Raw genomic sequence first — 26192 nt, 5'->3', positions numbered from 1 at the left:
GCGCTCTTTCGTCAGATCATCGATCCCGCAGGCCGGTTATTGGCCGGGATTCTTGTAGGCCCCGCGGAAATTGACCGCGCCCGCGCCAAAATCATGCTCGAGGGTCATCCGCATGCCCTGCACGCCGAACGGCTCGTCAACGCGCACCCGCGGGGCTTTGCGCCCGCGCAGATAGCCGTGCTTGAACACATGCGAGCGCTTGGAGGGATCCACGAACAGATACCATTCCTTGCCTTCGATGGCCTCCACGACAACCGGACGCAGCTTGCCGGAGAAGGTGTTCACATCCGCCGCCTTGGTGGGCTGCACGTTCTGCGCCAGATACTGTTCGGCAAGCGTTTCGTTCTCCGGCCCCACCAGCAGGATCGCCGGGGCGTTCATCGCAATCACCCGCTCCCCGTCCGCCGCCTTCATCTGGCGCAGCGCCTTGCGCCCCGCCGAAAGCGAGGTGACCGAGATCCCCGTGCCCGCCGCGGCAAGGTTGCCGTGATCGGCATGGAACACCTCGACCCCGTCGCGCAGCTTGGGATTGGACAGGAAGATCTGCCAGAACAGGCTTTCCTCGAACTCGGGCACGATCGCGCCCGCATTGTCGATCACCGACTGGATCGCCCCCATATCGTCATTGACCAGCGCCTGACGGCTGATGGACAGCCCCGTGGCATAGGAGCCAAGCGCCAGCATCTCGGAGCTGTCGCCGATCGAGCCGAACTTGATCTCGCCCGTCTGGTTGACCTTGCGCAGGCCGGGGAATTCATCGGGGCGCACCACGGTATGCTCGCGGAAATCGTTGAACTCCATCTCGCGGGAGATCTCGGTGAAGGTGCGACCGATCAGGTCATAGCCCTGTTCCAGCACCCGGTTCACCGAGAGCGACAGGATATTCGGGAAATCGGACCCGCTCTGCATCGCGCTCATGATGACATCCTCGCGCGAGGCATAGGAGCCAAAGCCCGGTGCCCGCGCGCCTGTCGCGGCGGCGGCCATCTCGTGGATCGACATCTCCATATAGGGCCGCGCACGGTCATCTTCGGGGGCCGCCCCCGAGATCCGCGCGGTCAGCGCCATTGCCAGACCCTCGCGGCGCGTGTCGCGATCCTCGCGGCCCACACGGGCAGGATGGCGCGCGCCCCGCTCGGAGCGGGCCATCGAGATATCGGGCTGGGCCGCCGAGATCTCCTGCAACATGCGATGCGAGGCGGTCTCGATGCTCACGCCCTCGTCGATCAGCGCCTCGACGAAGCTCTCGCTGAGGCTGCCCGCGCTCATATGCGGGCGCGCCGCCGAAAGGATGGCGCGGGCGCGGCGGCGTTCATTGGCCACCGCCTGATCCGAGTTCATCTGCATCGTGGCAGACGGCTGGGGGACCGGCGCCGTGCCGGCCTCGGGGGTCGGGGTGCCGGGGGTGGGCACCGCTGCGGGCGTGCCCGCGTCATCCTCGGGCGCGCGGGTGGTCTGGGTCGTCTGGGTCGTGGGGGTGGGCATGGATACCTCCTTGGTGGCCATCTGGGCCGGTTGGGATTGATTGGGCCTGCGGGCCGTCAGCGCGGACATCCGCAGGCAGGTCTCGGAATAGTGGCGCTGCGCGGCGGCAATGCTCTCGGCCATCATCTCGGGCGCCACCTCGGGCACGGGGCCTGCCCCATCGGGGCTGGCGCGCGCCTCGCCCGCGATCACCGCATCGGCAAAGCCCCGATCCACCGCCTCCTCGGCGGTCATCCAGGTCTCGGCCACCATCAGCGCACGGGCCTCCTGCGCAGGGATCTTCGCGCGGGCGGCATAGATTGCGGCATAGCCCTGGGCTGCACTTTCAAGCCGCTCGGCGGCCTTCAGGTGATCGGCGGCATTGCCCATCGCCAGCACGGAAGGGTCATGGATCATCATCACCGAGCCCGCGCTCATCTCGATCCGGTCCGCCCCCATCACCAGAAGCGAGGCCGCAGAGCAGGCCTCGCCGATGATGCGCACCGTGATATGGGCGGCGGCCTCGGACAGCATCATCCGCACATCTTCCGCCGCCGAGGGGTCCCCGCCCGGCGAATTGACCCGCAAGGTGATCGCGTTTTGCCCCGCGCAGGCATCGAGCGCGCGGCGCACCATCGCGGGGCTGAAGACGCCCTCGTCTTCGGGATAGACATAAGGGTCCGGCAGGATCGCGCCGGTCAGCACGATCTCTGCGCCCTGTAGCAAAGGCTGTGGCATGGAACTGTCCTTAGGGTTTGGGGCCGGTCGGGGCCGCAACGGGCGCGCCCGGCGTCGTCTTCGGGGCGGGCACAACCGGCCCGCCGCCCTCCGTATCGTCCTGCGCCGCATCCTCGATCCGCTCGCGCCGGATCACCGCCGGATCGAGCCCCATCTCGCGCTGCGCCCGCTGGCGGCTGGTCAGACCCGCCTCGATCTCGCGGATCTTCGCGGGGATCTCGCGGGTCGGGTCGATCACCGGACGGCGCGGGGCCGTCCAGCCAAGGGTGAAGCCCGGTGCACGCAGGAATGCCATCTGCCACGCCTCGAGCGTCCAGCGCCCCAGACCCTCGCAGAGCTGGCCGATCATCACCTGCTGCTGCCAGGTCTCGACATTGCGGTCCATCTCCATCCGGCCCATCCGGCCCGAAGAGAAGTTCACATGGCTCAGATCACCCGCCAGCGCCTCGTAGGTGATGCCCAGCCCCATCGCGACCGCCGCCAGCGTCTGGCGCATGAACAGATCATAGCCATCGACCTTAGGCGGCGTGCTCCACGAGATTTTCGTGCCGGGCGGCAGCTCGGTCAGCGTGCCGGGGGCCACATTGCTGAGCCCCATCGCCTCGGCCTCTTCCTCGGCATCCGACGAAGACGCAGGCCCGTCATTATCCTCGCGCTCGATAAAGCCCGCCATGAGTGCGGCCATCTTCTGCTTGAGGATCTCGCCCTCCTGATAATCCGACAGATCGCCGAGCGTCAGCAGTACCGGCGCAAACCAGCTGATCCCGCGCAACTGGCCCGGGCGATCGATGCGGCGGATATGCAGAATGTCCTCCGCCGGCACGCGGATCACCGACAGATCGGTCCGGGTGGAGGCGGTGCCGGGATGCTGGCGGAAGAGGTGATAGGCCACCACCCTGCCCTCGGGCCCGATCTCCAGCCCGTCGATCACCTCGTTATCGCCATGCGATGTCACCCAGGGGCAGAGATAATCGGTCTCGAGAAGCTCGATCTGGAAGGGCAGCTTCAGGCGGCGCGCCTGCGCCCCCTGCCGCCAGCGCCGACGCACCAGCACCTCGCCATCCTCGACCACCGCATTCATCGCCGCCCGCTGCAGCCCTGCCAGATGCAGCACCCCCATCGCATCGAGATCGGTGCTGCCCAGATGCCCGAGCACGATCTCTTCGGCCTTCAGGCGGGTGCGATCGGCACCGGCCTTGACCGAGGGAATGATCCCCGTGCCCACCACATTGCCGGTGATCACCGAGATCCCGCGCGCCGCATAGGGGCGGTTACGGACAAAATCGCGGGTCACCCCGCGCAGCCGTGCCCGCGCGCCCTGCACCATCCCCGCCCGATCCGCCGAACTGGCGCTGCCATGCCAGCTGCTGGTGCGCGACGAGCGCGAGGCGGCGTCATAATGCATCAGCATACCAAGCCGCTGGCGGGCCACCATCCGCGCCAGCCCCGCCTCGGGGGCGAGATAGCCGATCATCCGGTCCAGCAGGCCGGGGGATTTGATCCGGTCCGCCATCACAGCCCCCGGCTCAGACGCGGGCGCAGCTGGCGCAAGGTCGAGACGCGCCGCGCCCCTGCCACCTCGGCCTGCATCCGGCCCAGCTGGCGCTGCATCTCGTCGAGGCTGCGGAACTGCACCCGCTCGCCATTCATCTCGACGCTGGTTACGCCCTTGGCCATCGCAGCCTTCAAGCTCTCGATCTGGTCCTGCGTATAGGCCATGCGATCATCTCCGCAGATAAGTGAGTGTCTGGACCCTGCGCCGGCGGCGCGCGGGCTTTGCAGCGGTGGCCGGAGCTGCCGTCTCCGACAGGGCCACCGCCATAGAATTGAGTGGGCCCGCCGCCGCCCAGCCGGGGGCCGCGTTCCAATCCGTGATGCGCAGGAGGCCGAGATGTTCGGCCAGGGCCCGCGCCTGCACCGAGAGATCGAAGCTCTCGTTGCGGATCTGGCCGCGCCGCTTCTCCCAGCCATCCTTGCCGCGTTCTTCGGCAAGCAGTTCCGAGTGCTGGTCATCGCTCATCCACAGCGCGGTGTAGAACGCGCCTGCCGCATCGCCATTCACCTTGCCGATGGCTGCGCTGATCGTGTCCTTGACCCGATCGGTCGCGATATTGAGGATCTTGATCGAGCGTGCCTTTTTGCCTTTCGAGCCCCGTTCGGGCGTGTCGAGCCAGACGCGCCCGGGCAGTTTGAACCCGCCCCGCCCCCGGCTGACAAACCAGCGTTTGCCGAGGCCCGCCGCCCGCCGGCCGCGCCAGAAGGCCTCCGCATTATCGGACACCCCCGCCGAGCCCTGGAAATCGACAACCAACGCAATCGCCCGCAGCCCGTATGCCGCGCCCGCCACCGGCCAGACCTGTTCGCCAAGCGCCTCGAGCACCGCCCAATCCTCGCCATAGCGCGGCGGCTGCACCGAGCGTTCGGCCTCGGTGTTGGGCGCACCCGCGGGCGGGGTGACCAGATCGTAGCGATCCACCACCTGCGCCCGTCCGCCCTCGCCCCAGGCGGTGACCTGCACCGGAAAGCGGTTGTCCTGCACATCGATCGAGACGGTGACAAAGCGCACCCATTCGGGAAGCACCCCGCGCGGCGTGGCCTGCGCGTGATCCTTGAGGAATTGCAGGCCGATCTCGGCATCCTTGGCCAGACTGCCCCGATAGGGCTTGCCGATCTCGGTGTAGAACACCCCCGACAGCTCGCTGTCATCGTTCAGATCTTCCGCCTTGCGCCGCGCCGCCTCGTAGTTTGCCACGAGCTCCGCCCAGTTGGCGAAGGTGGCCGCCGCCCCGTCGAGCGAATAGCTCGCCACATCGGTGCGGCGGACCGCGCTGTCATCGATCGGCACCAGCACGCGCTGCCCGATCCCGTCCACCGCCTGCCCTTCATGCAGCCACCCGCCATGCCCCGCCAGAGCCCGACGGTTCAGCTCGACCTTGTGGCGATGCGCGATCAGCGCGCCGCAATGCGGGCAACCCATCTCTGCCACAGCCCCCGCCTCGCCCGGATCGAGTGCGCCATCATAGACCAGCCGGTCGAAGCGCGGCTCGAAGAGGCCGTCGCAATCGGGGCATTGCCAGTACCACCGCCCCCGCGTGCCCTCGTTATAGATGTTCACGATCCCCGCCGTGGTCGGCGGCAGCATATGCGGGCTATCGATCCCGTTATGCCAGCTCGGATCCTCCCAAGGGTGGGCGGGCGTGCTTTCCACCAGCACGCAACCGCGGCTGAGATAGGTCCGGATGCGCTGGCGCGCCATGCGGTAGGGCGTGCCCTCGGGGCTGTCCTTGGTGCCCATCATCACCGGAAAGTGGTCGAAATCCGTCATCGCCACCAGACCATAGGTCCCGCCCGAAAGCTGCTGCGCGGTCGGATAGCCGATCTCGACCCGTGTGCCGCGGAACCGCTTGCGCGAGAAGGTGCTGTCATCGCGGCCCTTGCCCAGAAGGTCATGGATGCGCGGGCTGTTGCGCACGATCGGATCAAGCTTGTGCTCGACCCATTTATCGCGCTCTGGGCGCGACATATGGATCACCTGCACCGGCATCGGATCGCACATCACCCGGTGCAGGCAGCTGGTCTGCAACATCACCGTCTTGCCTGATTGCGAGGGGCCCACGAAGGCCACCACCTTGAAGCGGCGCGAGCCGGTCATGTCGGCGGGCTCGACCATATAGGGCGTCAGCATCCGGTCGATGGATTGCCAGGTGCCCTGCGTCTCGACCCGCACATAGCGTTCGGCGGCATCGGTCACGCTCATCCGGTTCACCGTCTCGAGGATCGGCATGGAATCGGCGAGGATATCCTCGGGCCGCGTATAGGGCGGCAGCGGCTCGCGCAGCCGCACCGAATGCGCGCCCATACGGGTGGTCTCGATCTCGATCATCAGACGTCCTCCTGCTGAACGGGATCGCCTCCCCTCAGCTGCCGCACGACGGCGGGTGTTTCGAACATGTCCTTGCGGATGCGCACGGCGGCCTGCACCAGCACCTCGTCACAGCGGCGCTGCAGCTTGTCGACCTGAAGCGGTTCGAGGCCGAACTCGACCTCCGCGTAATCGGGCAGCGACATCATCGAATTGCGGAAGATGGTCAGCACGTCATCGACCAGCGCCTGCATCCGGGCGCGGCGCACCAGATCGCCCCGCGCCTCGGCGGCGCGCGAGCGTTTGTAATCGGCATCGGCCTCTTCGGCGATCTGCGCCGCCGTCAGCACCTGCTCGTTAGGATCAGCATCCTCGTCATTGCGGAACAGAAGCGACATCTGCGCCGAGGCGCGTTCGCTGGCTTCGAAACGGCGCTGCGTCTCCCCGTCGCGCCACATCTTCCACGCATAGCATTCCGAGAGCCGGAACTCGTAGGACTGCCCGTTCGAGCCGCGCGCCACCACCGGCATGCCCTGATCGAGATATTTGCTGATGATCGGCTCGGTCTTGTTCAAGGCCCGTGCCAGCTGTGTGCGGTTGACGATCTGGTCCTCGACCGTGTCGGGCAGAGGATAGCGCGCCAGTGCCGCCTCCAGATCGAACTCCATGAGGCAAACTCCCTTAAAAACAACAACAACCCAAACCGATACCCCCGACAAAAAAACACCATGTCCGAGGCACGGGGTGCGAATTACCCGCATGCGGGCAGGCCCCCGGAAGGACCCGTGGCCGATCCGGCGCGGATGGCGGGGCTCAGCCGAACCGCTTGGCGATCATCTTGGCCAGCGTCCGGCCCAGATGCGCGGGCAGCCGCGTCTCGTAGATCCGTTCGGCCTCGGCAAAGAACCCGAGGCGCTTCTGGTAGACCGGCACCTTGTCCGACAGGATCGCCACCCGCTCGGCAATGCCCGAAGGCCCGCGCTTGTAGATGTCCTGCGTCAGCCCCGCCTTGGGCACGAAGTAGCGCGCCCGCTTGGGGCGGCGCTTGCGCGAGGCCGTGGTCTCGTTGGCGCTCCGGTCCCGCTGGGCATTCAGCGCCGAGAGCACCTGATTGCGCTCGCCAGTCGACCAGTTGCCATAGGCATCGAGCCGCGCGCCCTCGGCGGGGATCACCGACTGGATGATACCCTCGAAGGCGAGGTTCTGCGCCAGCAGCTTCTCGAAGCCCGTCTGGCCGCGCGGCCCGCCCTCTTCCTGCACCTTCAGGTAATGGCGCCGGCCAATCGTGGCCCGCTCCTCCACCGCCGCTTCCAGATCCGAGGCCCGCGCCTTCTTCACCCGAAAGGCGTTCTGCGTGAACCGCGTGGGCCGGTCGAAGACCACCGTCATCCGGTCCGCCACCTGCGCCCGCGCCTCTTCCACCGTGTCATTGAGCGCCCAGGTCGAGGCGATCATCACATCCCGCGTGGCCAGCGTATCAAGCGCGGCGGTGAAGCCCGACACGTCGAGGATGGGGCTAGGCATTGCCGCGCCACCACTCGGGTGAGTGCGGGAAGATCACATCATCGGCCTCTATGTCCGCATCGGCAGGCAGGAGGCGCGACACCTCGAAGACCGCGTAACCGCCAATCAGCCCGAAGAAGCGTAAGACAAGATAACCGACCGGTCCCTCTGCCCCGATCATCCGGCAATAACGTTCACTACTGGCATCAATGGGCGCGACCGCCGAGACTTTGAAGGAAAGGCGCATCCGCACCCCTTGCCCATCCTCCGACGGGTCGAACCATACGCGTTCCACCTTATGCATGGCCCCTCCTCCCAATCAAAATAAGCACAGTTGCGCAGGCCCATCTTGCACAAATAGTGCCTGCCCGTATTTCGGGAAGCATTCAACGCACCGACAGGCCAAGCCATGCTCAGCAGCCCATGCCCGCGCATCCTCTGCCGTGACCTGATGTCCATGCGCCGCCATTACTTCATTCACGAAGGCATCCGACTTGCCGTCTTCCAGCAAGCCTGCGGCAATCCAGAGCCCTAGCGCATCCGCCATAAGCATCACCAATGTTCGGAAACATAAACGCCCGCTCGGTCAGTTCTGACCTGCGGGCGCAATTCTAGATTATGGTGATATATGTGCCTTTGATCGACTTAAGCGTCAATCCCCTTTTTAACGCATCCTCTCCAATGCATCACACAGGGCCTTAGAAAGCGAGCGGATGTTATCACCACGTTTCGACCACCCAAACTGCGCGAGCACCTGAGACAGCGTCATATCGCTCAGGCACACGGCATCGACCAAGGCTCGATCCGTGATGGTGCGGGCCGCAACGCCGCGCGTCGAAGGACGCACCCGACGCACCGCCATCGCCACGCCCGCCCCGATCCGCTGGCGCATCCGCTCGATCGCGCGGCCTTCCGCCACATAATCGTCGATGAAGCTGTTGCCAGACCCACCTGCCCCCGCGCCCTGCAGCGTTTCGAGGCTGACGCAGCGCACCCCGCCCGCCTCATGGCGTTCGACCAGATCACGGTAATAGCGCCCGACCAGAACATGGCCCTTGGTCAGCGGCATCGGCTTCTGGCGCTTGGCTGCATCGGCAGCCATCCGGTCGAACACATCCGCCACCCGCACCGCCTTGCGCCCCAGATAGCCTTCGGCCTTGGCCTCCCATTCCCCCTTGGCCGTGTCCAGCACCATCCGGTGCGGCGTGAACACCGCGCAACCACCGCGCGCCGGGGCCGCGATGATCTCCGGCCCGCATTCGTCGGGCACAATCGCCGCACGGCGCATGGCGTCCAACCGGCCCGCCTCCTGCGCCAGCACCGCCGCACCCGCAGCGCCCACATATACCACCCGCGTCATGCCTGATCTCCCGCCTCTGCCAACCGCGCGATTGTCTCGCATTTTCCCATTGCCGCCCGCCGCCGCTGGCGAAAGCCCAGATCATCATCACTGACCATCCGGCCCGCCGCGAGGTTCTCTTCGATCACCGTCAGGCGGCGCAGGTTCGCGCGCGCCTGTTCGCGCAACTGGCTGGCCACAAAGGCATTCGGCCAGCGCCGGTTCTTTTTTAGCCAGAAGCGCAGCTCGGGGGCCCAGCCATCGCGCAGCGCCTCCCGCCCTATCTCGTCAGCAAAGACCGCGCGCAGAAGCGGGCTGCCATCATCGGAAGGCGGCTGGATCTCGGCGGCCCATTCGAGGATCTTCACCGCGATCGGGAACCGGTCCCCCGCCTTGCCGCCCGGATTGGCCGCCACCTGTTCGGCCAGCGCCGAAAGCGACAGCTCGCTCATATAGGCCAGCCGCTCGCGCAGCCCCGCCTGCATCTCCTCGAACCCCGCCTTGGTCAGGGTCGAGGGCTTGGCCAGCCCCTGCCGCAAAAGCGGCTCGATCAGCATCGCCTGCACACGCTTCTCGCCACTGGCCTGTTCTGCACTGTCCATGTCACCGCTCCTTTCTCTCGGCAAATCCCGACTTATCCACAGGCACGCCCGCCATTTTTCGCGCCAGATCGAAAAGTTTCTTTTCTTGTCATTTCTTCTCTTTTCCTTTCAGCGGCGCGGTTTTTGGAAAAAATAAAAAGCTCCAAAATCTTCCTGAAAAATTCCCATTTCTTCCGGTGGAAGTTTCAAGGAAGAATTGCGGAAGTTTTCGAACAGCTCAGACACGGCTCGACAGATCCTCGATCGCCTCGCGGATCCGCTTCACGGTGGCACTGCCACCGGGATAGGCCGCCTCGATCCAGTCGCTGATCGCATTGAGCCTTTCCTCGCTTTCGGCCAGACGCGCCCCGCCCGGAATGCTCTTGGCCAGATGACCGGCAATCGTGCCCAACCGTTTGCGCATCCGGTCATCCGCGTGCTTGGCATCATTGCGCCGCTTCGATCCCAGCGCCTCCAACGCAATCGCGGTCACCACCGGATGCGCAAGGCGCGTCTGGCCGTTATCGCACTGGACCCGCGCCCAGCCATGCAATGGCGAGACCACGCGGCTGTTGAGCTCGCGCCAACGCGGCACGGCCATGCGCAGCAGGAAGGCGAGGCTTTCGTCATCACAAGGCAAGGTGCCGATCGGCGTTTCGTCCTGCGCGGCCCAGAAGAGCTCCATGCCGAAGAAGCCGACCTCCGGATCGGCATAGGCCCCGCGCCGGAATTCGCTGCCACGCCAGCGCTTGAGATTCCACGTGACGAAATAATGGCTATCAAGCCGGTCGTTGGACGAGATCGGATAGTCCGGCAGGCCGCCTGCCTCGACCACCGTGAAACTGCGCTCAACCCCCATGACGGACCTCCTGTGCCTCGACCATGACCGGCACCCCATGCGAGACCGCCCATTGAACATCCGCCCAGATCTGCGGGCAGGCCCGCCAGCCGCGGCTGGCCGGAACCCACAAAGCGCCCGCCGCATTGCGGATCGGCGCGACCCAGCGGGCCCAGTGTTTCGGCTCGCGCAAGCTCAGGTGCATATCGGCTTCCAACATGGCCGCGCCCAGCACCACCGGCGAAACCGCCGCCACGCGGAAGCGCGCAAGCTCTGCAGCCGCCCGCGCCGCATCCAGCGCCACGGCCTCCGGCACCTGCCAGCAATCGATCCGCACCGGCGTGGTGACATAGACTATCCGCCCGCCCGAGCGCTGTGCCATCTCGACCGGCCCCACCCCGAAGACAATCGGGGCGGACCAGTCCTGCGGCTTGGCGGCGCGGGCGAGATCGGCCCAGCTTTCCATTATAGAGGTCACGGCGTCACCTCCTTGCAATATTGCAAGTAAGGCAAAGACGAGAATGCCTTTTGCGACGATCCCAAAGTAATGCGGGACGGTTTGCGCCAACAAACCGCCCCATAGCGCTGCCCGACCGCGCTGAGTAGCCGGGAAACACTTGCACGACACCCACCACTCAAAAGAAGCGCCGTGCGCTTTGCCACAGAAAGGAATTTAACATGGCAAATCATCGTATCCATCATTCGTCCCCCACGAATTCGAGGATATTGCGTGCAATCAACCGCGCCTGCGGCACGCTCAGGAGGGCGAAGGCTTCGCAACACCCACCGCCCTCACGCACACGCACCGTCAGTTCGCGCCCCGATGTGGAAACCTCGACCTCAGAACCGTTGACGTGATTAGACACCTTGGCGGAAACCGTGGTCTGCACCTCCTGCGGGCGGCGCGGCGGGGCGACTGTTCTCTCGACCATCACACATCCCCCTCGCGTGCCGAACGCCCGAAGGCCATAGCGGCGGTGATCGCGGTCACCGCCTCGGGGCCTTCCTTGTCGAGCTTGGTGAAATCGCCGGTGCGCACCGCATCGAGAAGAGCGGGGCCGATATCGCCCACCTCTTTCATCGTCCGCACCGCCAGCTCGTCAAACTGCGCCTTGACCGGATCGCTGGGCACACGCGCCATCAGCATGGTGCGGATCGGGAACCGCCCCGCGATCTCTTCCAGCTGGAAGGCGAGGTTCCAGTCGAACCGGCCCTCGCCGCTGATGATCTTGCTCAGCGTCCCTTCCGACATCTGCCGCCCCGTGGTCTCGCGGATCGCGGCCACCACGGCAGGGCCTTTTCCAGCATGCTGCACAAGGCTGGCAAACATCGCCCGCAGCGCGGCGCTTTCGTAGCTTTCAATCATGGCGTTACCTCGGAAAACGCATTTCCTTGCCCGCGACACGCCAAAACGGCAAAGTTCGAGCATGGATTGGAAAAGTGAGATTTCAGCGGGGAGGCTCGCATCAGGCAGCCTCCCCATATCTTTCCGGAGGATTGGCCGCGATAAACTCGCGAAACCGATCCACAGTGTCCATCCGTGGATAGCTTTTCCCAGACTTCCACTTCTCCCACTGGCCCCATCCGGAACCAGCGACTTTCTTGAGGAGCGTCTGAGGCGGGATACCTGCACACTCACAATATTTTTCTATTTCACGGATGAACTGTTCCATGATCGGCACAATAGGGAATATTTCCCCCATAAGTAAAGGGGGCATTCACTCCATTACGGAAAATACCGTTGCGGGTATATTTCCCTTCATGGATACAACGTTCAGAGACGCCCTCGAAAAAGCCCTGCAGCTAACAGGCAAATCACTTCGCAGCGTAGCCACCGCAGCGGACGTATCCTATGATCAGTTCAAATCGCTCAGGCAGGGGAAATCCCAGAAAACCAACGTAGACGATGCACTAAAACTAATTCGCGCCTTCGGGGTCACGCCCGAGGAATTCTACGCAGGCCACTTCTCAAACCAACCCCACACCACCGCCATCCCTGGCAAAGTCGGCGCCGGCGCGCCTGTGCATCTGACCGATGACCACGCCAAGGGCGGCGGTCTTTACGAAGTCATCACCCCACCGCAGCTGATCGGCAAACATGCCGTCGCCGTCGAGGTCGAAGGCGATAGCATGGAACCCGTTTATTCCGAGGGCGATCTGCTCTTCTACATCCGCGAGACCCACGAAGGCGTCCCGATCGAAGCAATCAACCGCAAGGTCATCGCCCAAACGGCAGACGGCAAGGTCTGGGTGAAGCTGCTAAAGCACGGAAGCACCGCAGGTAAATTCAACCTGCTATCCATCAACCCCACCGGCGACAATATGCATGACGTCAATCTGACATGGGCAAGCCCCGTCCTGATGCACCTGCCCGCCGATCTCGTTACCCGCGCCAAATAAAACGCCGGACACCCAAACAGGTATCCGGCGCACCCCCCAAGATCAGTTCACCGCAAACACCACTCAGGAGATCAGATTTGGCCCAATCTTACACAGAAATATCGGAAACCTTCCCCTGCGAAGACCAAGACGGCAATCGATACCTAATGCATAAAATTCAAAGCTACACGGTTGAAAGCTATCTCGCAGGAGGCACCCGCACAATGCCAGGGAGCTTTGACTACAAAACCTCTGACGGGCAGTGGGCAAACTCTAACGACGATATCCATTTCACCTTAAAATCAGGCATCAAGGTAAAAAGGGTGGATATTGACTAACGGGGCCACCAGCGGATCAGCCATTGATGATGTGTCGAATTGACAGGCGAAGCGTAGCGCACAAGTACGACACCCTCATAGTAGATCTGTATATGCCGACTTGACCAGGGCAGCTTGGTAAACCCTTGCTCTTTCATACTCGGGCCGCGCCAGCGCCGCCAGATATCCCTCAGTCGCCCCGCCCCGTGCGGGGCTTTTTCGTCTGCCATCATCCATCTCCTTTACCAGACACAGCCTGCCTTGCGGCTCACAATGACAGAAGGCAGTGTACCGAGCAATAAATTTTAGGGGAAATATTCCCCATCAGTATTGACTGGGGAATATTTCCCCCATAACGTCCATCCCATCGGCAGCGACATATGAGCCTGCCGCCCCCCTCAGGATGGAGCCGCGCAATGCAGACGATGTCACGAACCACCAACTCACGGATGCCCCTCTGGGCCGCCGTCGGCATTGGCGCGGCTCTCCTTGCCCTGATGATCCACCTCAACCCCGTCGCGCAGATTTCCCACGCACATTGGCAGGTCGAGCACCCCGCTTTCTGAGATCGGTTGCCTGATTACTGCTCGCAACCCAACTGCCGGGCGGCGCGCTGCTCGCCGCCGCCCGGCCTTTTCTTATTTCAGGATGATCCACATGCCCAAATACACCCCCGAGAACACGGTTATGGTCGGTCAGCCGATCCGCGTTTTCTGCAATGAGATCGAGGTAAAAACGCCATTCGAAGCCGACACCGACGAGGGCTATGTCGTGCAGGCGCGGACCACCCTATGCGGTCAGGGCTACGTCTATTGGCACGAGGAGGAGAGCCGTTATCAGGTCGCAACCCAGCGCATTCACGGCACCGTGCGGGTCGAACTGATCGACCCTGAAAGCATGCATGACCTCACAGACCATGTCCACTAGCCCGCCCATGAACGCCATGCCGACCATCCCGATCACCGAGGACACGCCCGCCTTCCTCGCCAAAGCCGCCCATAGCATCAGCCGCACAAAGGCTGGCAAGCCGCCGATGAAAGAGGATGCCGACTTCAAGGCCGCCGCCGAGAAGGCCTATCAGGTCACCGCCGACGAGCTGCGCCAGTTCATCGAACAGTTCGAAAGCCTTGCCGCCGAAAAGGCCGATATCGCCGAACAGCAGAAGGACGTGATGGCCGAGGCCAAGGCCCGCGGCTACGACACCAAGGTGATCCGGAAAATCATCGCCCTGCGCAAGCGCGACAAGAACGACGTGGCCGAGGAAGAGGCCATCATGGCGATCTACAAGGAAGCGCTCGGCATGGAATAGCGAGATTTGGCCCCATCCTCCCTGTTTCGGGGGCCAGATATGGGGCGGCGCAAATTCACCCCGCGCCGCCCCGAGACCCAGACCCTCCCCGACCTTCGGCCAGAGCCAGACAGGCCCTGCCCCAAGTTCAGGAATTCGGCGCATCCCACGCGCGCCGGACAGGCGGAAGCGGCGCATCACCAGTGATCTGTTTTCGGGAAATGCCGCTTCCGCCGATTTTCATGAAAGGACAGCCCATGCCTTCTACCTCTTCGGCGCGCGCGATCGAGAAGCGCGAGGTCATCATCCCCGACGGTCTCGGGAAGACAGATTTCTGCGCCCGCTCGGTCAGCCTGTCGCGCGCCCCTTGGGAGAGCAAATCCAGCCTGCTGGCCGACCGCCCCGAAACCGCGCCGCGCCAGCCGGTCATCCTCACCCAGCAGCCGCGCCGCAGCGTGAAGGGTGCGGCCCTCGGGGCGGTCATGATCCAGCTGATCGCCGAAGAGCTGCGCCGCCCACGCGACGCGCACGACCCCACCGAAATTGTCATCTGAAAGGACACCCCCATGACCAGCCCCATCATGAAATATTTCACCTACAAGCACCTGCCGGAGCACCTGCAGGAGGTCAGCCGCCCGTTCGGCATTCTGGCCGAAGCTATGGACGGCACGCTGCCGGACGGCCCCGAGAAGAGCGCGGGCCTGCGCAAGCTGCTGGAAGCAAAGGATTGCCTGGTACGGGCCGCCCTCGAAAAGCCCGCCGCCTGATCCTCCGGCGTCCGTCCGCCTCTCGCGCGGGCTGCGCCTTTCCCCCGAAGAGGTTGCCATGTTCACATCCCGCCGCAAGTCCAACGCCATCCGCGCCGCGAAGATCACCTATCTCGACCATCTGGCGAAAAACCGGCCCTTCTTCCTGATGGGCCTGCCGAGCCGTGCCGACCGGATCGGCGCGCTGCGCCTCGCTGCCCGCGCGCATAATCTGACGATGGACGATCTCTGCCCGCATGTCGGGGCCTGCACGCCCGGCAAGTGCAAGGGGCACAAACCCTCGGGCACCGCTGCCCTGCCCGCCGGCCCCAAGCTTCTGCCAAGCGCCTGATCTTCCGGTGCCGGCCCCCGTGCCGGGACGGCATCCCGAAGAACAGGAATTCGCGCGGCGGTCGCGCGGATGATCTGCGGGGGCAATGCTGTCCGACGCGCCCCCGCAGGTCCAGTCATTCAGGAGGCCACATGCTGATCGCCATCATCACAGGCGCGGCGTTCACCGCCTGCCTCGCAATCCTCTTTTATCACGAATGGACTTTCAGATGACCACGATCACCCTGCTATCCCCCGCCGAGAGCCGTGTCCTGCCGCTGATCGCGCTGCGCTACAAAGAGGCCGCGCACCGCCTGAACCTCTCGGAGCCCTGCATCAAGATGCACATCCGCCAGATCGCCCGGAAGCTCGGCGCGCGCGACCGCTATGGCGCGATCGCACTGGCCACCCGCTTCGGCGTGGAGATCGAGATCCGCCGCCCCAAGCGGCCACCCCCCAGCGCGGGCCACCGGCCCCGCTCAGAACAGCAGAGATAAGGAGAGAGATATGGAGAACACCAGACATTACAGATCCGACGGACGAACATGCGCCAGCGGGATCTCGGATTACACGCTTTGCGGCGATGCAATGGAGGGTGATGCCGACATAGCGCCAGTTGTCTATTCCAGATCGCGCGGCCCCATCACCTGTGTGGGTTGCTGCGCCGTGATCGAAGTCGTGCGGGTTGAATTGCGCGGCGCGCGCACTGAACCCGATGGCGCGTCCGACTAACCCCCGTTTAACAGACGCCCTGCGCCGCCCCTGATAAGCGAATGAAGGAGAGAGCCGTGCTTTTCGACAAAGAGCAGATCCCGAAGGCCCCACCGACCAAGAGGATGCACCCATCGGACGCTGGCGAGGGAATGATCCGGTTCTCCTGTCCGCATTGCGGCCACGATACCGGCTGGATCGCAGACCAGTGGACCATCACCGAGAACAAGCGCGGGCAACCCTGCCCCGTCTGCAACCGCCCCGCCCCCACCACACAGGACACCACCCGATGAGTATCAGCGCCGAAACTCACGAAGCCCTGCACGCGGTCAAGGCAGCATGGGACCACTGCCAATCGGTGTGCGAATACCGGAACCCGAAACGCGACGATGAAGGCCAAGGCCGCATCTGCGAGCACGAAGAAAACAGCAGCAGCATGGAATGGTGCGACCCTTCTCACTGCCCACTGTTGGCCCTGTCTTGAACCCCCCCCCATTTCCCAGACGCCCCGCGCCGCCCCTGACAAGCGAATGAAGGAGAGAGACATGACCATCAAAAATGACTGGCAATGGTATCAGTCCAGATACGAAGAAGGCTCATATCACGGGCCCTACCCCAAGCACTTAATCGATGATGCCGGAATGCCGCGCCTCGCCGCGCACCAACGCCTGCACGCCCCCACCACACAGGACACCAGCCCCGCCGAAGCCAACGCCAAAGACGAACGGGCCGAGCGCCAGCGCGCCACCGGCCACCACGAGGACAGCGCACCCGCCAATCGGGTCATGAGGAAGGAAGGGAACGATGGGTGAGCACGACCATAACTTCGGGCTGAAGCCGCAAAATGATGATCCGACCTTTTCGGTCATATCGGCCTATGGCTCCGACCTTTGGGTGGCCTCCACCCTGGGGCGCAAGATCGCGTGGTTTAGGACCAACCGCGAGAAGCTGGGCCGCGAGGGCTTCCCGAAACGGGACCCGCTGACCGGCCTCACCATCAAGGCCGATGTCATGGCATGGATTGAAAAACGCCGCCGCGTGAGCGACGGCACGGTGGCGCCGGCACAGGCCGAGGCGCAGAACCGTAAGAAGGAAAGAACGAATGCGTTTTAAGGATGCGCTCTGGGACGGGTCAGACCCGCTCTACGCCCCCTGTACTGCCAAATCGAAGGGCCGCGTCTACTGGCGGGCCACAAAGACCGCCCAGACGATGGGCTATGTTGTGGGGCCTGTCGCCCTGCCCGGACAGATCGGCGATAACCGCGACGAGGAACGCGCCAGCCGCGCACGCGAGCTGACGCGCGACATGGTGCGCTGGATGGAGACAGCCGAGAACGAGAAGCGCCTCGAGCCCGGCACCTTCCACCACCTGATCGCCCGCTATCTGAACGACGAGATCTCGCCCGTGCAGGACGTCAAACAGAACACCCGCGAGCAATATCGCCACTATGGCAACTACTGGCGCGGCGCGATCGGTGACATGCTGGTAACGGATGCCGATTACGCGGCGATCAGGCGCTGGGAAAAGGCGATGAAGGAAAACGGGCGCAGCACCCATTTTATCGCCACCTCCTTCCGGCACCTGCGGATCTTCGTCAATTACGGGGTGCAGATCGAGTTCGAGGGCGCGGCCAAGTTGTCCCTGATTCTCTCGAAGACGCGCTTCAAATCGCCCAAGCCCCGCACCATCGCCCCTACGGCGGAACAGATCGCCGCCGTGATCGAGAAGGCGGACGAGCTGGGCTATCGCGCCTTTGCCACCGGCTACATGATGCAGTGGTGGTTCGCCCTGCGCGCCGTTGATGTGCGCGGCCAGTATCTGCGCCCGACCGATGACGACCGGACGGGGATCATGCGCGGCGGGCGGCGCTGGCAGGACGGGCTGACATGGGACATGATCGATGCGGACCTCACGCAGATCCGCAAGACGCCCTCGAAAACCGAGCGCAGCGATAGCGAGGCCATGATCTTCGACCTGACCGCCGTGCCGGAGCTGCGCGCGCGCCTGGACGAGACGCCGGTCAATGATCGCGTGGGGCCGGTGATCATCGACAAGAACGGCATGCCTTACGATCGCCACCACTGGGCGCGGATGTTCCGGCTGGCGGCACGGGCGGCGGGCCTGCCGAAAGAGCTGAAGATGATGGATGCGCGCGCCGGTGCGATCAACGATGCCAAGCGCCACGGCGCCACGCCGATCCAGCTGCAGCACCAGGCGAACCACACCAATATGCGCACGACCGACCGCTATATCCGGGAGAAGAATGACTCGGTGGCCGAGGTCGTAAAGCTGCGCCGTTCCACGTGAATCAGGCCCGATTACAACGTTACAACGGTTGGATACAACTCGTTACAACTCGGAACGGCGTTTCAGCTAAGTCATTGAAAAATGGTACCGCTTCCCTGGCTTGAACAGGGGACCTCTGGATCCACAATCCAGCGCTCTAACCAACTGAGCTAAAGCGGCACCGTGAGGCGGGATTTACCGATTGCTGCGGAGGATTGCAAGGGGGGTGTGACAGGTTTTTGGCATTTTCCTTGCCTCAGCCCATAATCACGTCTAGGCAACGCGCAACACCCCAATCGGAGACAGGATATGAGCATCAACAGCGAACATGAAACCGCCGCGAACCTGCAAATCGGTCCGACCGATCGCGGTATGGTGCGAATCTATCTGGAAGGGGACGGGCTCGATCTGCCGATGGATTTCGATCCTGACGAGGCCGAGGAGATCGCCGAAGAACTGCGCGCGGCAGCCGATGCGGCCCGCCAGATCCAAGCCGAAACCGGCAGCGGCAAATCGCCCAAGAAAAAGAAATAATCTCAGCGGGCGGCTTCGGGCAGAACCGGCAAGGACGGGTCACGAAAGCCTTGAAGCCGCGCGGCTGCCACCCGCGCGAAATCCAGCGTCAGCGCCTTGCGACGGGCGGGGGCCAGACGCGCCTCGGGGGCGTCGCGCAGCATTTCAGCCCCATAGCCATCGGCGATAAACAGCCCCGTATCCTCGGGCAGAAGCTCCAGAGGGAATGTAGCATCCACCGCCCAGAAATAGCGGTCGCACCAGTCCAGATAGCCCTGCCATTTACGGTCGGATGTAAAATCCGCACGGCTCGACTTGCATTCGACAATCCAGATCTCGCCCTTACGGGTCAGCCCCATCACATCGGCACGTAGGCGCGGGCGGAGCGGCATCTCCAGCACCGAGGCCAGCCCCAGATCGGCCAGCGCACGCGCAACACCACGGGCCAGCACCTGACCCGGCTGCATATCGGAAAGAGATCGGCTATCGGACATAGCCCGAAAATGAACGAAGGCAGAACATAAGTCCAGCCCCCTTCCCCTCACAAGTTACCCCCGCATGTCATCAAGGGGCTTGCGCAGAGCTGCACGCTTTCCTATCTGTGGATTCGGCGGTTACTGCTCTTCTCGTAACGGGAACGTCTTTCCAGTGGCCTATACCGATTCCGAGGGAGCTGGCTCTGTCAGGGTCTTGGCCTTGTTACCTGGCGCCCACCTGATTTTTCAGGTCCTCGGGAAATTCAACCTCCCAACGGTTGCTGCGGTTTCCGCCACCTCATGAAAAAGGCCCCGAGTTTCCTCGGGGCCTTTTCAATTCTGCAAACCGGTTAAAGGTTTTCGGTCCGTTATAGGTTCTCGGTCTGGGGCATGCCCAAGACGTGATAGCCGCAATCGACCATAATCGTCTCGCCGGTGGTGCAGGCGCCGTAATCCGACGACAGCCAGACCGCCGTCCCGCCGATCGATTCCAGCGTCGCGTTCGACCGCAGCGGGCTATTGGCCTCCGTGTGGCGGAAGGTCTTGCGCGCGCCACCGATGGCCGCACCCGCCAGCGTCTTCATCGGACCGGGCGAGATCGCGTTCACGCGGATGCCCTGCGGACCAAGGTCGTTGGCAAGATAACGCACCGAGGATTCGAGTGCCGCCTTGGCCACGCCCATCACGTTATAGAAGGGCGTCACGCGGTTGGAACCGGCATAGGTCAGCGTGATAATCGAGCCGCCATTCGGCATCAGTTCCTCGGCACGGCGACCGATATCGATCAGGCTGAAGCAGCTGATCGACAGCGAGTTCTTGAAGTTCTCGCGGGTAGTATTGATGAAACGGCCCGCCAGCTCGTTCTTGTCGGAATAGGCAATCGCATGAACGATGAAATCAAGGCTGCCCCACTCGTCTTTCAGACGGGCAAAGGCCGCATCCATCGAGGCATCATCGGTCACATCCACATCCACAAGGAAGGACGAGCCCAGCGACTCTGCCAGCGGCTGCACGCGCTTGCCGAAGGCCTCGCCCTGATAGGAAAACGCCAGTTCCGCGCCTTCCTCGGCCAGCGCCTTGGCGATCCCCCATGCGATGGAGCGGTCATTGGCCACCCCCATGACAAGCCCGCGCTTGCCCTTCATCAACTCGGCCATTCAGGCGACCCCTTACTCTTGGTACTTGCTCATGACGAGCGATGCGTTGGTGCCGCCAAAGCCGAAGCTGTTGGACAGGACGGAATCATGCTCGACATTGTCGATCAGCTGGGTCGCGATCTCTTCGGGACGCAGCGCCGGATCAAGCTCGGTCACGTTGATCGAGGGCGCAATGAAGCCACCCTGCAGCATCAGCAGCGAATAGATCGCCTCGTTGACGCCCGCAGCCCCCAGCGCGTGGCCGGTCATCGACTTGGTCGAGGAGATCGGCGCATGGTCTTCGCCCAGCACGCGGCGGACGGCTTCGACCTCGCGCACATCGCCCACGGGGGTCGAGGTGCCATGCGCGTTGATATAGGTAACCTTACGGCCTTCCGGCAGGGTTGCGGTGGCCAGACGCATCGCGCGCTCGCCGCCCTCACCGGAGGGCGCCACCATGTCATACCCATCCGAGGTCGCGCCATAGCCGGTGACTTCGGCATAGATCTTGGCACCACGGGCCTTGGCATGTTCCAGCTCTTCGAGAACCAGAATACCGCCGCCGCCGCCGATGACAAACCCGTCGCGGGTCGCATCAAAGGCACGCGCAGCCGTTTCCGGCGCTTCGTTATATTTCGACGACATCGCGCCCATCGCGTCAAACAGGCACGACAGCGTCCAGTCGACTTCCTCGCCGCCGCCTGCAAAGACGACATCCTGCTTGCCCATCTGGATCAGCTCGGCCGCGTTGCCGATGCAATGTGCCGAGGTCGAGCAGGCCGAGGTGATCGAGTAGTTCACACCCTTGATCTTGAAGGGCGTCGCGAGACAGGCCGAGACGGTCGAGGACATGGCCTTCGTCACCATGAAGGGGCCCATCCGCTTGGGGCTGCCCTTTTCAACGGTGATGCTATGCGCCTGGAACACGCTCGAGGTCGACGGACCACCCGAGCCTGCCACAAGCCCCGTGCGCTCGTTCGAGACCTGATCGTCCGACAGGCCCGAATCCGCGATCGCCTGCTGCATGGCGATATAGGCATAAGCCGCAGTCGGCCCCATGAAGCGCAGTTGGCGCTTGTCGATCAGCGCCTCGAAATCGACCTCCGGCACACCGGCGACCTGGCTACGGAAGCCACGGTCGGCATAGTCTTGCTGGAAGGTGATCCCCGATTTGCCCGCGCGCAGGCTGGCGGTGACTTCTTCGGCGGAGTTGCCGATCGGGCTGACGATGCCCAGACCGGTAATAACGACACGGCGCATAGCTGGCCTCCTCGTAATCTGTCTCGGATCAGCTCTCGGAGAGAGCGACCTTCATATCCTTGACCACATAGATCACCTCGCCATCGGCTTCGACGATCCCGTTGGCCACGCCCATGGTCAGGCGGCGTGTTTGCACGGCTTTGGTGAAATCGACCTTGTAGGTCAGCATCTTGCGTTCGGGGCGCACCATGCCGGTCAGCTTGACCTCGCCCACACCCAGCGCATAGCCCCGCCCTTGCCAGCCGCGCCAGCCAAGGTTGAAGCCGGTCAGCTGCCACAGACCGTCAAGGCCCAGACAGCCCGGCATGATCGGGTTGCCGGGGAAGTGGCAATCAAAGAACCAAAGATCCGGCTTGATGTCGAACTCGGCCACAACATGACCCTTGCCGAATTCGCCGCCATCACCGGAAATCTCGGTGATACGGTCCATCATCAGCATGGGTGGTGCGGGCAATTGCGCATTGCCGGGGCCAAACAGCTCGCCGCGTGCGCATTTCAGTAGTTCGTCCCGGTCGAAGCTCGTCGGAAAGCCTGCCATGGAATATTCTTCCCCCCTTGGGTCCAGTTTCGTTCCCTCTAACACCCGTCTAGGCAAAGACGCAAGGCTGCTGACGCTTTGCGACCTGCGTCAAATGCAACTGGGGGTGCCAATTCCGCGCGACATATGCGACATTTTTATGAAGTTTGCACGCAGCCAGATTGAAACTTTCCCGCCCCAAGCGCATATTGGGGTAAGGAGAAACGGATTAAATGGCACCCAACGCACGCGACCGTGGCCAGCAATGGCTTGCCAAAGGGGGATTGCGCCCCACCCGCCAGCGCCTTTCGCTGGCGTCCTTGCTTGTGGGCGACGGCGAGGACCGCCATGTGACCGCCGAGCTGCTGCATACCTCGGCACTGGATGCCGGCGAGCGTGTCTCGCTTGCCACTGTCTACAATACCCTGCGCGCGTTCTGCGATGCGGGCCTCATGCATGAGGTCACGGTAGATGGCACGCGCAGCTATTTCGACACCCGCATGGATGACCATCCGCATTTCTTCTGGGAGGACGAGGCCCGCATTTCCGATGCGCCCAAAGAAGACATGCAGATCACCAAGCTCCCGACCCCGCCAGAGGGATACGAGATTGCCTCGGTCGATGTGGTGGTGCGGCTGCGCAAGCTGTAGCCACGCCCTTCAGCCTTTCACGAAGACCCGCCCCTGCAGATCGCTCTGCCCGCTGTCATGGACCTGCGGAATGGCCCCCTGCCGGACATGGATCAGAAAATCGCGCCCCAGCCTCAGCTTGTCCTCGACAGAAAACGCCGCCCATTGCGGTCCGTAGATGTCATGCAGATGGAACGGCCCCTGCGGATGGCCGGTCAACCGGTTGGTAAAATGATGCAACGTGTCCGTCAGTGTCATGGCGCAACATCTCCCTGTGAGATCCCCTTCGACAACGGCATAAATCCGTTACAGTTCCGCCTCTTTGATCTGGCGCATTTTGCCATGACGCCCGCATGAAGAAAGGCGCCCCCTGAAGAGCGCCTTTGCAAAGAAGCCGTGGCCCTTTCGGACCCGATACGCCGGACCCTCAGTCCTTGGCGCGTTCCTGATAGGCCAGATCCTCGGTGTTGATCACGATGCGGGTGCCCACGCCGATATGCGGCGGCACCATCACACGGATACCACCGGTGCAGGTCGAGGGCTTATAGGACGAGGACGCCGTCTGGCCTTTGACAACCGGCTCGGTCTCTTCGACTTCCACGGTGACCTTCTGCGGCAGTTCGATCGCGATCACGCCATCATTATAGGTTTTCAGCCAGCAGCGGATCCCGTCGCGCAGGAACACTTTCGCATCGCCGATCACGTCCTCGGACACGGCAACCTGCTCGTAGGTGGTGGGTTCCATGAAGTGATAGCCTTCGCCATCTTCATAGAGGAAGTCGAATTCACGCTCTTCGACATGCGCGCGCTCCACACCTTCGGTGGTTTTCCAGCGTTCGGAGACCTTGGTGCCATCCGAGATGCGGCGCATATTGACTTGGGTCACCGGAGTGCCCTTGCCGGGGTGGAAGCTTTCTGCCGTCAGAACGACATAGAGGTGGCTGTCGATTTCGACAACATTGCCCTTGCGCAGCTGCGAGGCGATGACTTTAACCATTGCATTTCCTTTGAACGAGATGCCCGCTTGGGCAAATGAGGCTCAGGCACGGCGTGAAGACTGGCGCCCGGATGCCCCGTCGCCTAAACCATCTGAAGACGGATTTCCAGTTCAAAGCCTGTTCGAAAGCGCAAGAGATGACCGAAACACCCTGGTGGCACCCCCATCGCCACGCCGACCGCCGCCCCCTTTTGCTGGCACGCAACAAAGTTCAGGCCGCGCTCCGGCAATGGTTTGCCGATCAGGACTTTCTCGAAACCGACCCCGCCTGCCTGCAAACCAGCCCCGGCAATGAGGCGCATCTGCATGCTTTCGCCACCGATCTCATCGGCCATGACGGGGTGGCGCATCGGATGTATCTGCACACCTCGCCCGAATTCACGATGAAAAAGATCCTTGCGGCGGGCGAGCCCCGCATCTTCGCCTTCGCCCATGTCTGGCGCAACCGCGAAAACGGTAACCGCCATAGCGCCGAATTCACCATGCTGGAATGGTATCGCGCCGATACTCCCTATGACCGGCTGATCGAGGATGCCCATGCGATGCTGGCCCTTGCCGCACGCGCCTGCGGGGCGGATCACCTGCACTATCGCGGCATCACCTGCGACCCTTTCACGCCGGTCGAACGGATCTCGGTGGCCGAGGCCTTCCAGCGCTATGCAGGCATCGACCTGCTGGCCAGCTGCCACGCCGATGGCTCGACCGACCGCGCTGCATTGGCCGCCGAATGCGCGCGGGTGGGTTTTGCCATTGCCGAGGATGACGGCTGGGCCGATATTCTGTCAAAAGTGCTGGTGGATCGGGTCGAACCGCATCTGGGCCACGGGCGGATCACCGTGCTCGACCGCTATCCGACCGCCGAGGCCGCCCTCGCCCGCCCCTGCGCCGATGACCCGCGCGAGGCGGAACGCTTCGAACTTTACGCCTGCGGGGTGGAACTGGCCAATGCCTTCGGAGAGCTCACCGACCCCGCCGAGCAACGCCGCCGTTTCGAGGCCGAGATGGACGAGAAAGAGCGCATCTATGGCGAGCGCTACCCGCTGGACGAGGATTTCCTTGCCGCGCTGGAACTGATGCCGGAGGCCTCCGGCATCGCGCTTGGCTTTGACCGTCTGGTGATGCTGGCCACGGGCGCGCCGCGCATCGACGACATCCTCTGGAGCCCTATCGCACAGCCCAGAAGCCCGCGATAAGATCATCGCAGACCTTGGGGCTGTAGTCGCTGGGCAGCCCCAGCAGATCGGGCGCGCGCTCATCCGTGGTGATGCGCGTTTCCGGCATATCCGGGTCGCGGAACACATCGGCCTGGCCCGTCAGAAGATTGACATCGCAGTAGACCACTTCGGCGGCGAATCTATCCCATTCTCTCTTCGTCACCCCCGCGACGATATACCGCCCCTCGCGGAAGGCCACATGCCATTCCAAACTACTCCCGTTGCGCCCGCAGGTATCGCAACCCGTCGCAATGGTAAAACTGCCCGGCTTTGTCGAGGAAACCAAATCTAGCGTAGTGAGGTCAGCCCAAAGAGGGCCGATCACGACTGGCGGCTCGGCTCTATCGTTCGAGATAACAAGCACCCGAGCAAGATCGCGCGTGGTGAGATCGGTGATCAGATCCTCTGTGCCATCGCCATCCGCGTCAAAGTGATACTCCTCAACGACCGGCCCCTCGACGATGGGCTGGGACAGGGCGGCTGAAGCGGCAAGGCAGAAGGATGCGGATAGAAAGAAGAACTTCATCAGAAACAGGGTCGACCCCCCTATTGAAAAGGCGACAAATGCCGATGCAGCCGTAGGACCTCGATCGGGACCACATCAAGCGTGCGCTGATGGGTCGCCTCCAGCACGATCTCGGGCGCGCAGCCCTCGTCATGCGCTTCCAGAAACCGCCCCGCGCACAGGCACCAGCGATCTCCGGGTTTGAGGCCCTCGAATCCGTATTCGGGACGCGGGGTCGAGAGGTCATTGCCGATATAGGCCGACCACGCGAGAAACTCTTTGGTCATGATCGCGCAAACCGTATGGGCGCCATGATCCTCGGCGCAGGTATTACAATGGCCATCGCGAAAGAACCCGGTCAGAGGCACCAGCGAACAAGGCTCCAAGGGGCCACCCAAGACATTGACCGGCAGATCCTTATCCATCCTATCCCCCGCATGGCATCCGGATCACGATAATCCGGCAACCGCAGCCTGCCCCCGAACGGGATATCCGTCAAGACAGGCGTGCCCCCCTTAGGCGGACAGGCGGCGGGGCCTTTCCCCAAAAAGGGCAGCGCCCC

The 26192-nt window shown here is 63.3% G+C and carries 40 protein-coding genes, 1 tRNA gene and 1 other RNA gene; 19 read left to right on the top strand and 23 right to left on the bottom strand.

What is annotated here, in order from left to right:
- Positions 1-36 precede the first annotated feature (36 nt).
- The 14 genes from RPE78_RS09615 to RPE78_RS09550 all read right to left on the bottom strand — a co-directional run bounded on the left by RPE78_RS09615 (position 37) and on the right by RPE78_RS09550 (position 11691).
- Positions 37-2202, bottom strand: coding sequence for a head maturation protease, ClpP-related (locus RPE78_RS09615; RefSeq protein ID WP_406720426.1), 2166 nt, complete (start codon positions 2200-2202; stop codon positions 37-39).
- Positions 2203-2212: 10 nt separating this feature from the next.
- Positions 2213-3715: a phage portal protein gene (locus RPE78_RS09610; protein ID WP_406720425.1), complete on the bottom strand. Its 1503-nt coding sequence runs from the start codon at positions 3713-3715 to the stop codon at positions 2213-2215.
- On the bottom strand, positions 3715-3921 hold the full coding sequence (locus RPE78_RS09605) for a phage head-tail joining protein (protein ID WP_406720424.1): 207 nt from the start codon (positions 3919-3921) through the stop codon (positions 3715-3717). Before RPE78_RS09605 ends, RPE78_RS09610 begins: the two co-directional genes overlap by 1 nt.
- A gap of 4 nt (positions 3922-3925) precedes the next feature.
- Positions 3926-6085: a terminase gpA endonuclease subunit gene (locus RPE78_RS09600; protein WP_406720423.1), complete on the bottom strand. Its 2160-nt coding sequence runs from the start codon at positions 6083-6085 to the stop codon at positions 3926-3928.
- On the bottom strand, positions 6085-6732 hold the full coding sequence (locus tag RPE78_RS09595) for a hypothetical protein (protein WP_406720422.1): 648 nt from the start codon (positions 6730-6732) through the stop codon (positions 6085-6087). Before RPE78_RS09595 ends, RPE78_RS09600 begins: the two co-directional genes overlap by 1 nt.
- A 145-nt stretch (positions 6733-6877) precedes the next feature.
- Positions 6878-7588, bottom strand: a complete 711-nt coding sequence (locus RPE78_RS09590; protein WP_406720421.1) for a hypothetical protein — start codon at positions 7586-7588, stop codon at positions 6878-6880.
- The gene (locus RPE78_RS09585) at positions 7581-7871 is read right to left on the bottom strand and encodes a hypothetical protein (RefSeq protein WP_406720420.1); all 291 of its coding nucleotides are present in this window, start codon (positions 7869-7871) and stop codon (positions 7581-7583) included. Before RPE78_RS09585 ends, RPE78_RS09590 begins: the two co-directional genes overlap by 8 nt.
- Before the next feature lie 15 nt (positions 7872-7886).
- Positions 7887-8114 carry a hypothetical protein gene (locus RPE78_RS09580; protein ID WP_406720419.1) on the bottom strand — a complete coding sequence of 76 codons (228 nt, stop codon included), beginning with the start codon at positions 8112-8114 and terminating at the stop codon, positions 7887-7889.
- A gap of 117 nt (positions 8115-8231) precedes the next feature.
- Positions 8232-8927 carry a hypothetical protein gene (locus RPE78_RS09575; RefSeq protein WP_406720418.1) on the bottom strand — a complete coding sequence of 232 codons (696 nt, stop codon included), beginning with the start codon at positions 8925-8927 and terminating at the stop codon, positions 8232-8234.
- Positions 8924-9508: a hypothetical protein gene (locus RPE78_RS09570; RefSeq protein ID WP_406720417.1), complete on the bottom strand. Its 585-nt coding sequence runs from the start codon at positions 9506-9508 to the stop codon at positions 8924-8926. Before RPE78_RS09570 ends, RPE78_RS09575 begins: the two co-directional genes overlap by 4 nt.
- 217 nt (positions 9509-9725) lie before the next feature.
- Positions 9726-10346 (bottom strand): hypothetical protein, encoded by a 621-nt coding sequence (locus RPE78_RS09565; RefSeq protein ID WP_406720416.1) that lies wholly within the window; start codon positions 10344-10346, stop codon positions 9726-9728.
- Positions 10336-10803: a DUF1937 family protein gene (locus tag RPE78_RS09560; RefSeq protein WP_406720415.1), complete on the bottom strand. Its 468-nt coding sequence runs from the start codon at positions 10801-10803 to the stop codon at positions 10336-10338. The genes RPE78_RS09565 and RPE78_RS09560 overlap by 11 nt, the downstream gene beginning before the upstream one ends.
- Positions 10804-11023: 220 nt before the next feature.
- Positions 11024-11257 (bottom strand): hypothetical protein, encoded by a 234-nt coding sequence (locus tag RPE78_RS09555; RefSeq protein WP_406720414.1) that lies wholly within the window; start codon positions 11255-11257, stop codon positions 11024-11026.
- Positions 11257-11691, bottom strand: a complete 435-nt coding sequence (locus RPE78_RS09550; protein WP_406720413.1) for a hypothetical protein — start codon at positions 11689-11691, stop codon at positions 11257-11259. Before RPE78_RS09550 ends, RPE78_RS09555 begins: the two co-directional genes overlap by 1 nt.
- A gap of 305 nt (positions 11692-11996) precedes the next feature.
- On the opposite strand from RPE78_RS09550, the gene RPE78_RS09545 reads away from it, so the two are divergent.
- The 15 genes from RPE78_RS09545 to RPE78_RS09475 all read left to right on the top strand — a co-directional run bounded on the left by RPE78_RS09545 (position 11997) and on the right by RPE78_RS09475 (position 18404).
- Positions 11997-12725, top strand: coding sequence for a S24 family peptidase (locus RPE78_RS09545; protein WP_406720412.1), 729 nt, complete (start codon positions 11997-11999; stop codon positions 12723-12725).
- A gap of 77 nt (positions 12726-12802) precedes the next feature.
- A complete protein-coding gene (locus RPE78_RS09540) occupies positions 12803-13042 on the top strand; it encodes a hypothetical protein (RefSeq protein ID WP_406720411.1) in 240 nt (79 codons plus the stop codon).
- A gap of 395 nt (positions 13043-13437) precedes the next feature.
- Positions 13438-13587, top strand: a complete 150-nt coding sequence (locus RPE78_RS09535; RefSeq protein WP_406720410.1) for a hypothetical protein — start codon at positions 13438-13440, stop codon at positions 13585-13587.
- Between the two features lie 91 nt (positions 13588-13678).
- Positions 13679-13948, top strand: a complete 270-nt coding sequence (locus RPE78_RS09530) for a hypothetical protein (RefSeq protein ID WP_406720409.1) — start codon at positions 13679-13681, stop codon at positions 13946-13948.
- A 106-nt stretch (positions 13949-14054) separates the two neighbouring features.
- Positions 14055-14330 carry a DUF2312 domain-containing protein gene (locus RPE78_RS09525; RefSeq protein ID WP_406721646.1) on the top strand — a complete coding sequence of 92 codons (276 nt, stop codon included), beginning with the start codon at positions 14055-14057 and terminating at the stop codon, positions 14328-14330.
- A 236-nt stretch (positions 14331-14566) separates the two neighbouring features.
- Positions 14567-14863 (top strand): hypothetical protein, encoded by a 297-nt coding sequence (locus RPE78_RS09520; RefSeq protein WP_406720408.1) that lies wholly within the window; start codon positions 14567-14569, stop codon positions 14861-14863.
- A 12-nt stretch (positions 14864-14875) separates the two neighbouring features.
- Positions 14876-15076 carry a hypothetical protein gene (locus tag RPE78_RS09515; protein ID WP_406720407.1) on the top strand — a complete coding sequence of 67 codons (201 nt, stop codon included), beginning with the start codon at positions 14876-14878 and terminating at the stop codon, positions 15074-15076.
- Positions 15077-15134: 58 nt separating this feature from the next.
- Entirely contained in the window at positions 15135-15407 is a 273-nt protein-coding gene (locus RPE78_RS09510) for a hypothetical protein (RefSeq protein WP_339107126.1), read from the top strand.
- A 208-nt stretch (positions 15408-15615) separates the two neighbouring features.
- A complete protein-coding gene (locus tag RPE78_RS09505) occupies positions 15616-15882 on the top strand; it encodes a response regulator transcription factor (RefSeq protein WP_406720406.1) in 267 nt (88 codons plus the stop codon).
- Between the two features lie 10 nt (positions 15883-15892).
- Positions 15893-16117 (top strand): hypothetical protein, encoded by a 225-nt coding sequence (locus RPE78_RS09500; RefSeq protein ID WP_406720405.1) that lies wholly within the window; start codon positions 15893-15895, stop codon positions 16115-16117.
- 56 nt (positions 16118-16173) lie between these two features.
- Entirely contained in the window at positions 16174-16389 is a 216-nt protein-coding gene (locus RPE78_RS09495; protein WP_406720404.1) for a hypothetical protein, read from the top strand.
- Entirely contained in the window at positions 16386-16580 is a 195-nt protein-coding gene (locus tag RPE78_RS09490; protein ID WP_406720403.1) for a hypothetical protein, read from the top strand. The genes RPE78_RS09495 and RPE78_RS09490 overlap by 4 nt, the downstream gene beginning before the upstream one ends.
- Before the next feature lie 61 nt (positions 16581-16641).
- The gene (locus RPE78_RS09485; protein WP_406720402.1) at positions 16642-16908 is read left to right on the top strand and encodes a hypothetical protein; all 267 of its coding nucleotides are present in this window, start codon (positions 16642-16644) and stop codon (positions 16906-16908) included.
- Positions 16901-17209 carry a hypothetical protein gene (locus RPE78_RS09480; RefSeq protein ID WP_339109234.1) on the top strand — a complete coding sequence of 103 codons (309 nt, stop codon included), beginning with the start codon at positions 16901-16903 and terminating at the stop codon, positions 17207-17209. The genes RPE78_RS09485 and RPE78_RS09480 overlap by 8 nt, the downstream gene beginning before the upstream one ends.
- Positions 17199-18404: a tyrosine-type recombinase/integrase gene (locus RPE78_RS09475; RefSeq protein WP_406720401.1), complete on the top strand. Its 1206-nt coding sequence runs from the start codon at positions 17199-17201 to the stop codon at positions 18402-18404. The genes RPE78_RS09480 and RPE78_RS09475 overlap by 11 nt, the downstream gene beginning before the upstream one ends.
- Before the next feature lie 82 nt (positions 18405-18486).
- On the opposite strand, the gene RPE78_RS09470 is transcribed toward RPE78_RS09475, so the two are convergent.
- Positions 18487-18563, bottom strand: a tRNA-His gene (locus RPE78_RS09470).
- A 129-nt stretch (positions 18564-18692) separates the two neighbouring features.
- Between RPE78_RS09470 and RPE78_RS09465 the strand changes: the two genes are divergently transcribed.
- Positions 18693-18917, top strand: a complete 225-nt coding sequence (locus RPE78_RS09465; protein WP_339109232.1) for a DUF6324 family protein — start codon at positions 18693-18695, stop codon at positions 18915-18917.
- Positions 18918-18919: 2 nt separating this feature from the next.
- On the opposite strand, the gene RPE78_RS09460 is transcribed toward RPE78_RS09465, so the two are convergent.
- A complete protein-coding gene (locus RPE78_RS09460) occupies positions 18920-19390 on the bottom strand; it encodes an MmcB family DNA repair protein (protein ID WP_339109231.1) in 471 nt (156 codons plus the stop codon).
- A 117-nt stretch (positions 19391-19507) separates the two neighbouring features.
- Between RPE78_RS09460 and ssrS the strand changes: the two genes are divergently transcribed.
- Positions 19508-19666: non-coding RNA, 6S RNA (gene ssrS / locus RPE78_RS09455), on the top strand.
- 74 nt (positions 19667-19740) lie between these two features.
- Here the strand turns inward: ssrS and RPE78_RS09450 are convergent.
- Genes RPE78_RS09450 through fabA form a run of 3 tightly spaced genes read right to left on the bottom strand, consistent with a single transcriptional unit; the run spans position 19741 to position 22306 of the window.
- Positions 19741-20529 (bottom strand): SDR family oxidoreductase, encoded by a 789-nt coding sequence (locus RPE78_RS09450; protein WP_339109230.1) that lies wholly within the window; start codon positions 20527-20529, stop codon positions 19741-19743.
- Positions 20530-20541: 12 nt separating this feature from the next.
- The gene (fabB, locus tag RPE78_RS09445) at positions 20542-21768 is read right to left on the bottom strand and encodes a beta-ketoacyl-ACP synthase I (protein ID WP_406720400.1); all 1227 of its coding nucleotides are present in this window, start codon (positions 21766-21768) and stop codon (positions 20542-20544) included.
- 28 nt (positions 21769-21796) lie between these two features.
- The gene (gene fabA, locus RPE78_RS09440) at positions 21797-22306 is read right to left on the bottom strand and encodes a bifunctional 3-hydroxydecanoyl-ACP dehydratase/trans-2-decenoyl-ACP isomerase (RefSeq protein WP_339109228.1); all 510 of its coding nucleotides are present in this window, start codon (positions 22304-22306) and stop codon (positions 21797-21799) included.
- A gap of 212 nt (positions 22307-22518) precedes the next feature.
- On the opposite strand from fabA, the gene irrA reads away from it, so the two are divergent.
- A complete protein-coding gene (irrA, locus tag RPE78_RS09435; RefSeq protein WP_339109227.1) occupies positions 22519-22935 on the top strand; it encodes an iron response transcriptional regulator IrrA in 417 nt (138 codons plus the stop codon).
- A 9-nt stretch (positions 22936-22944) separates the two neighbouring features.
- Here the strand turns inward: irrA and RPE78_RS09430 are convergent, their stop codons facing one another.
- Complete coding sequence (locus tag RPE78_RS09430) at positions 22945-23172, bottom strand: DUF1413 domain-containing protein (protein ID WP_339109226.1); 228 nt, start codon at positions 23170-23172, stop codon at positions 22945-22947.
- 169 nt (positions 23173-23341) lie between these two features.
- Positions 23342-23911 (bottom strand): elongation factor P, encoded by a 570-nt coding sequence (gene efp, locus RPE78_RS09425; RefSeq protein ID WP_339109225.1) that lies wholly within the window; start codon positions 23909-23911, stop codon positions 23342-23344.
- Between the two features lie 137 nt (positions 23912-24048).
- On the opposite strand from efp, the gene epmA reads away from it, so the two are divergent.
- A complete protein-coding gene (gene epmA, locus RPE78_RS09420; protein ID WP_406721645.1) occupies positions 24049-25104 on the top strand; it encodes an EF-P lysine aminoacylase EpmA in 1056 nt (351 codons plus the stop codon).
- Here the strand turns inward: epmA and RPE78_RS09415 are convergent.
- A complete protein-coding gene (locus RPE78_RS09415; RefSeq protein WP_406720399.1) occupies positions 25076-25651 on the bottom strand; it encodes a hypothetical protein in 576 nt (191 codons plus the stop codon). The genes epmA and RPE78_RS09415 overlap by 29 nt on opposite strands.
- 20 nt (positions 25652-25671) lie before the next feature.
- Positions 25672-26055: a DUF2237 domain-containing protein gene (locus RPE78_RS09410; RefSeq protein WP_339109223.1), complete on the bottom strand. Its 384-nt coding sequence runs from the start codon at positions 26053-26055 to the stop codon at positions 25672-25674.
- Positions 26056-26192: the final 137 nt, after the last annotated feature.

The organism is Thioclava litoralis (genome assembly GCF_045278885.1).
Lineage (GTDB): Bacteria > Pseudomonadota > Alphaproteobacteria > Rhodobacterales > Rhodobacteraceae > Thioclava > Thioclava litoralis.
The sequence above is the reverse complement of the archived record's forward strand: the minus strand, read 5'-3'. Positions and strand labels throughout refer to the sequence as shown.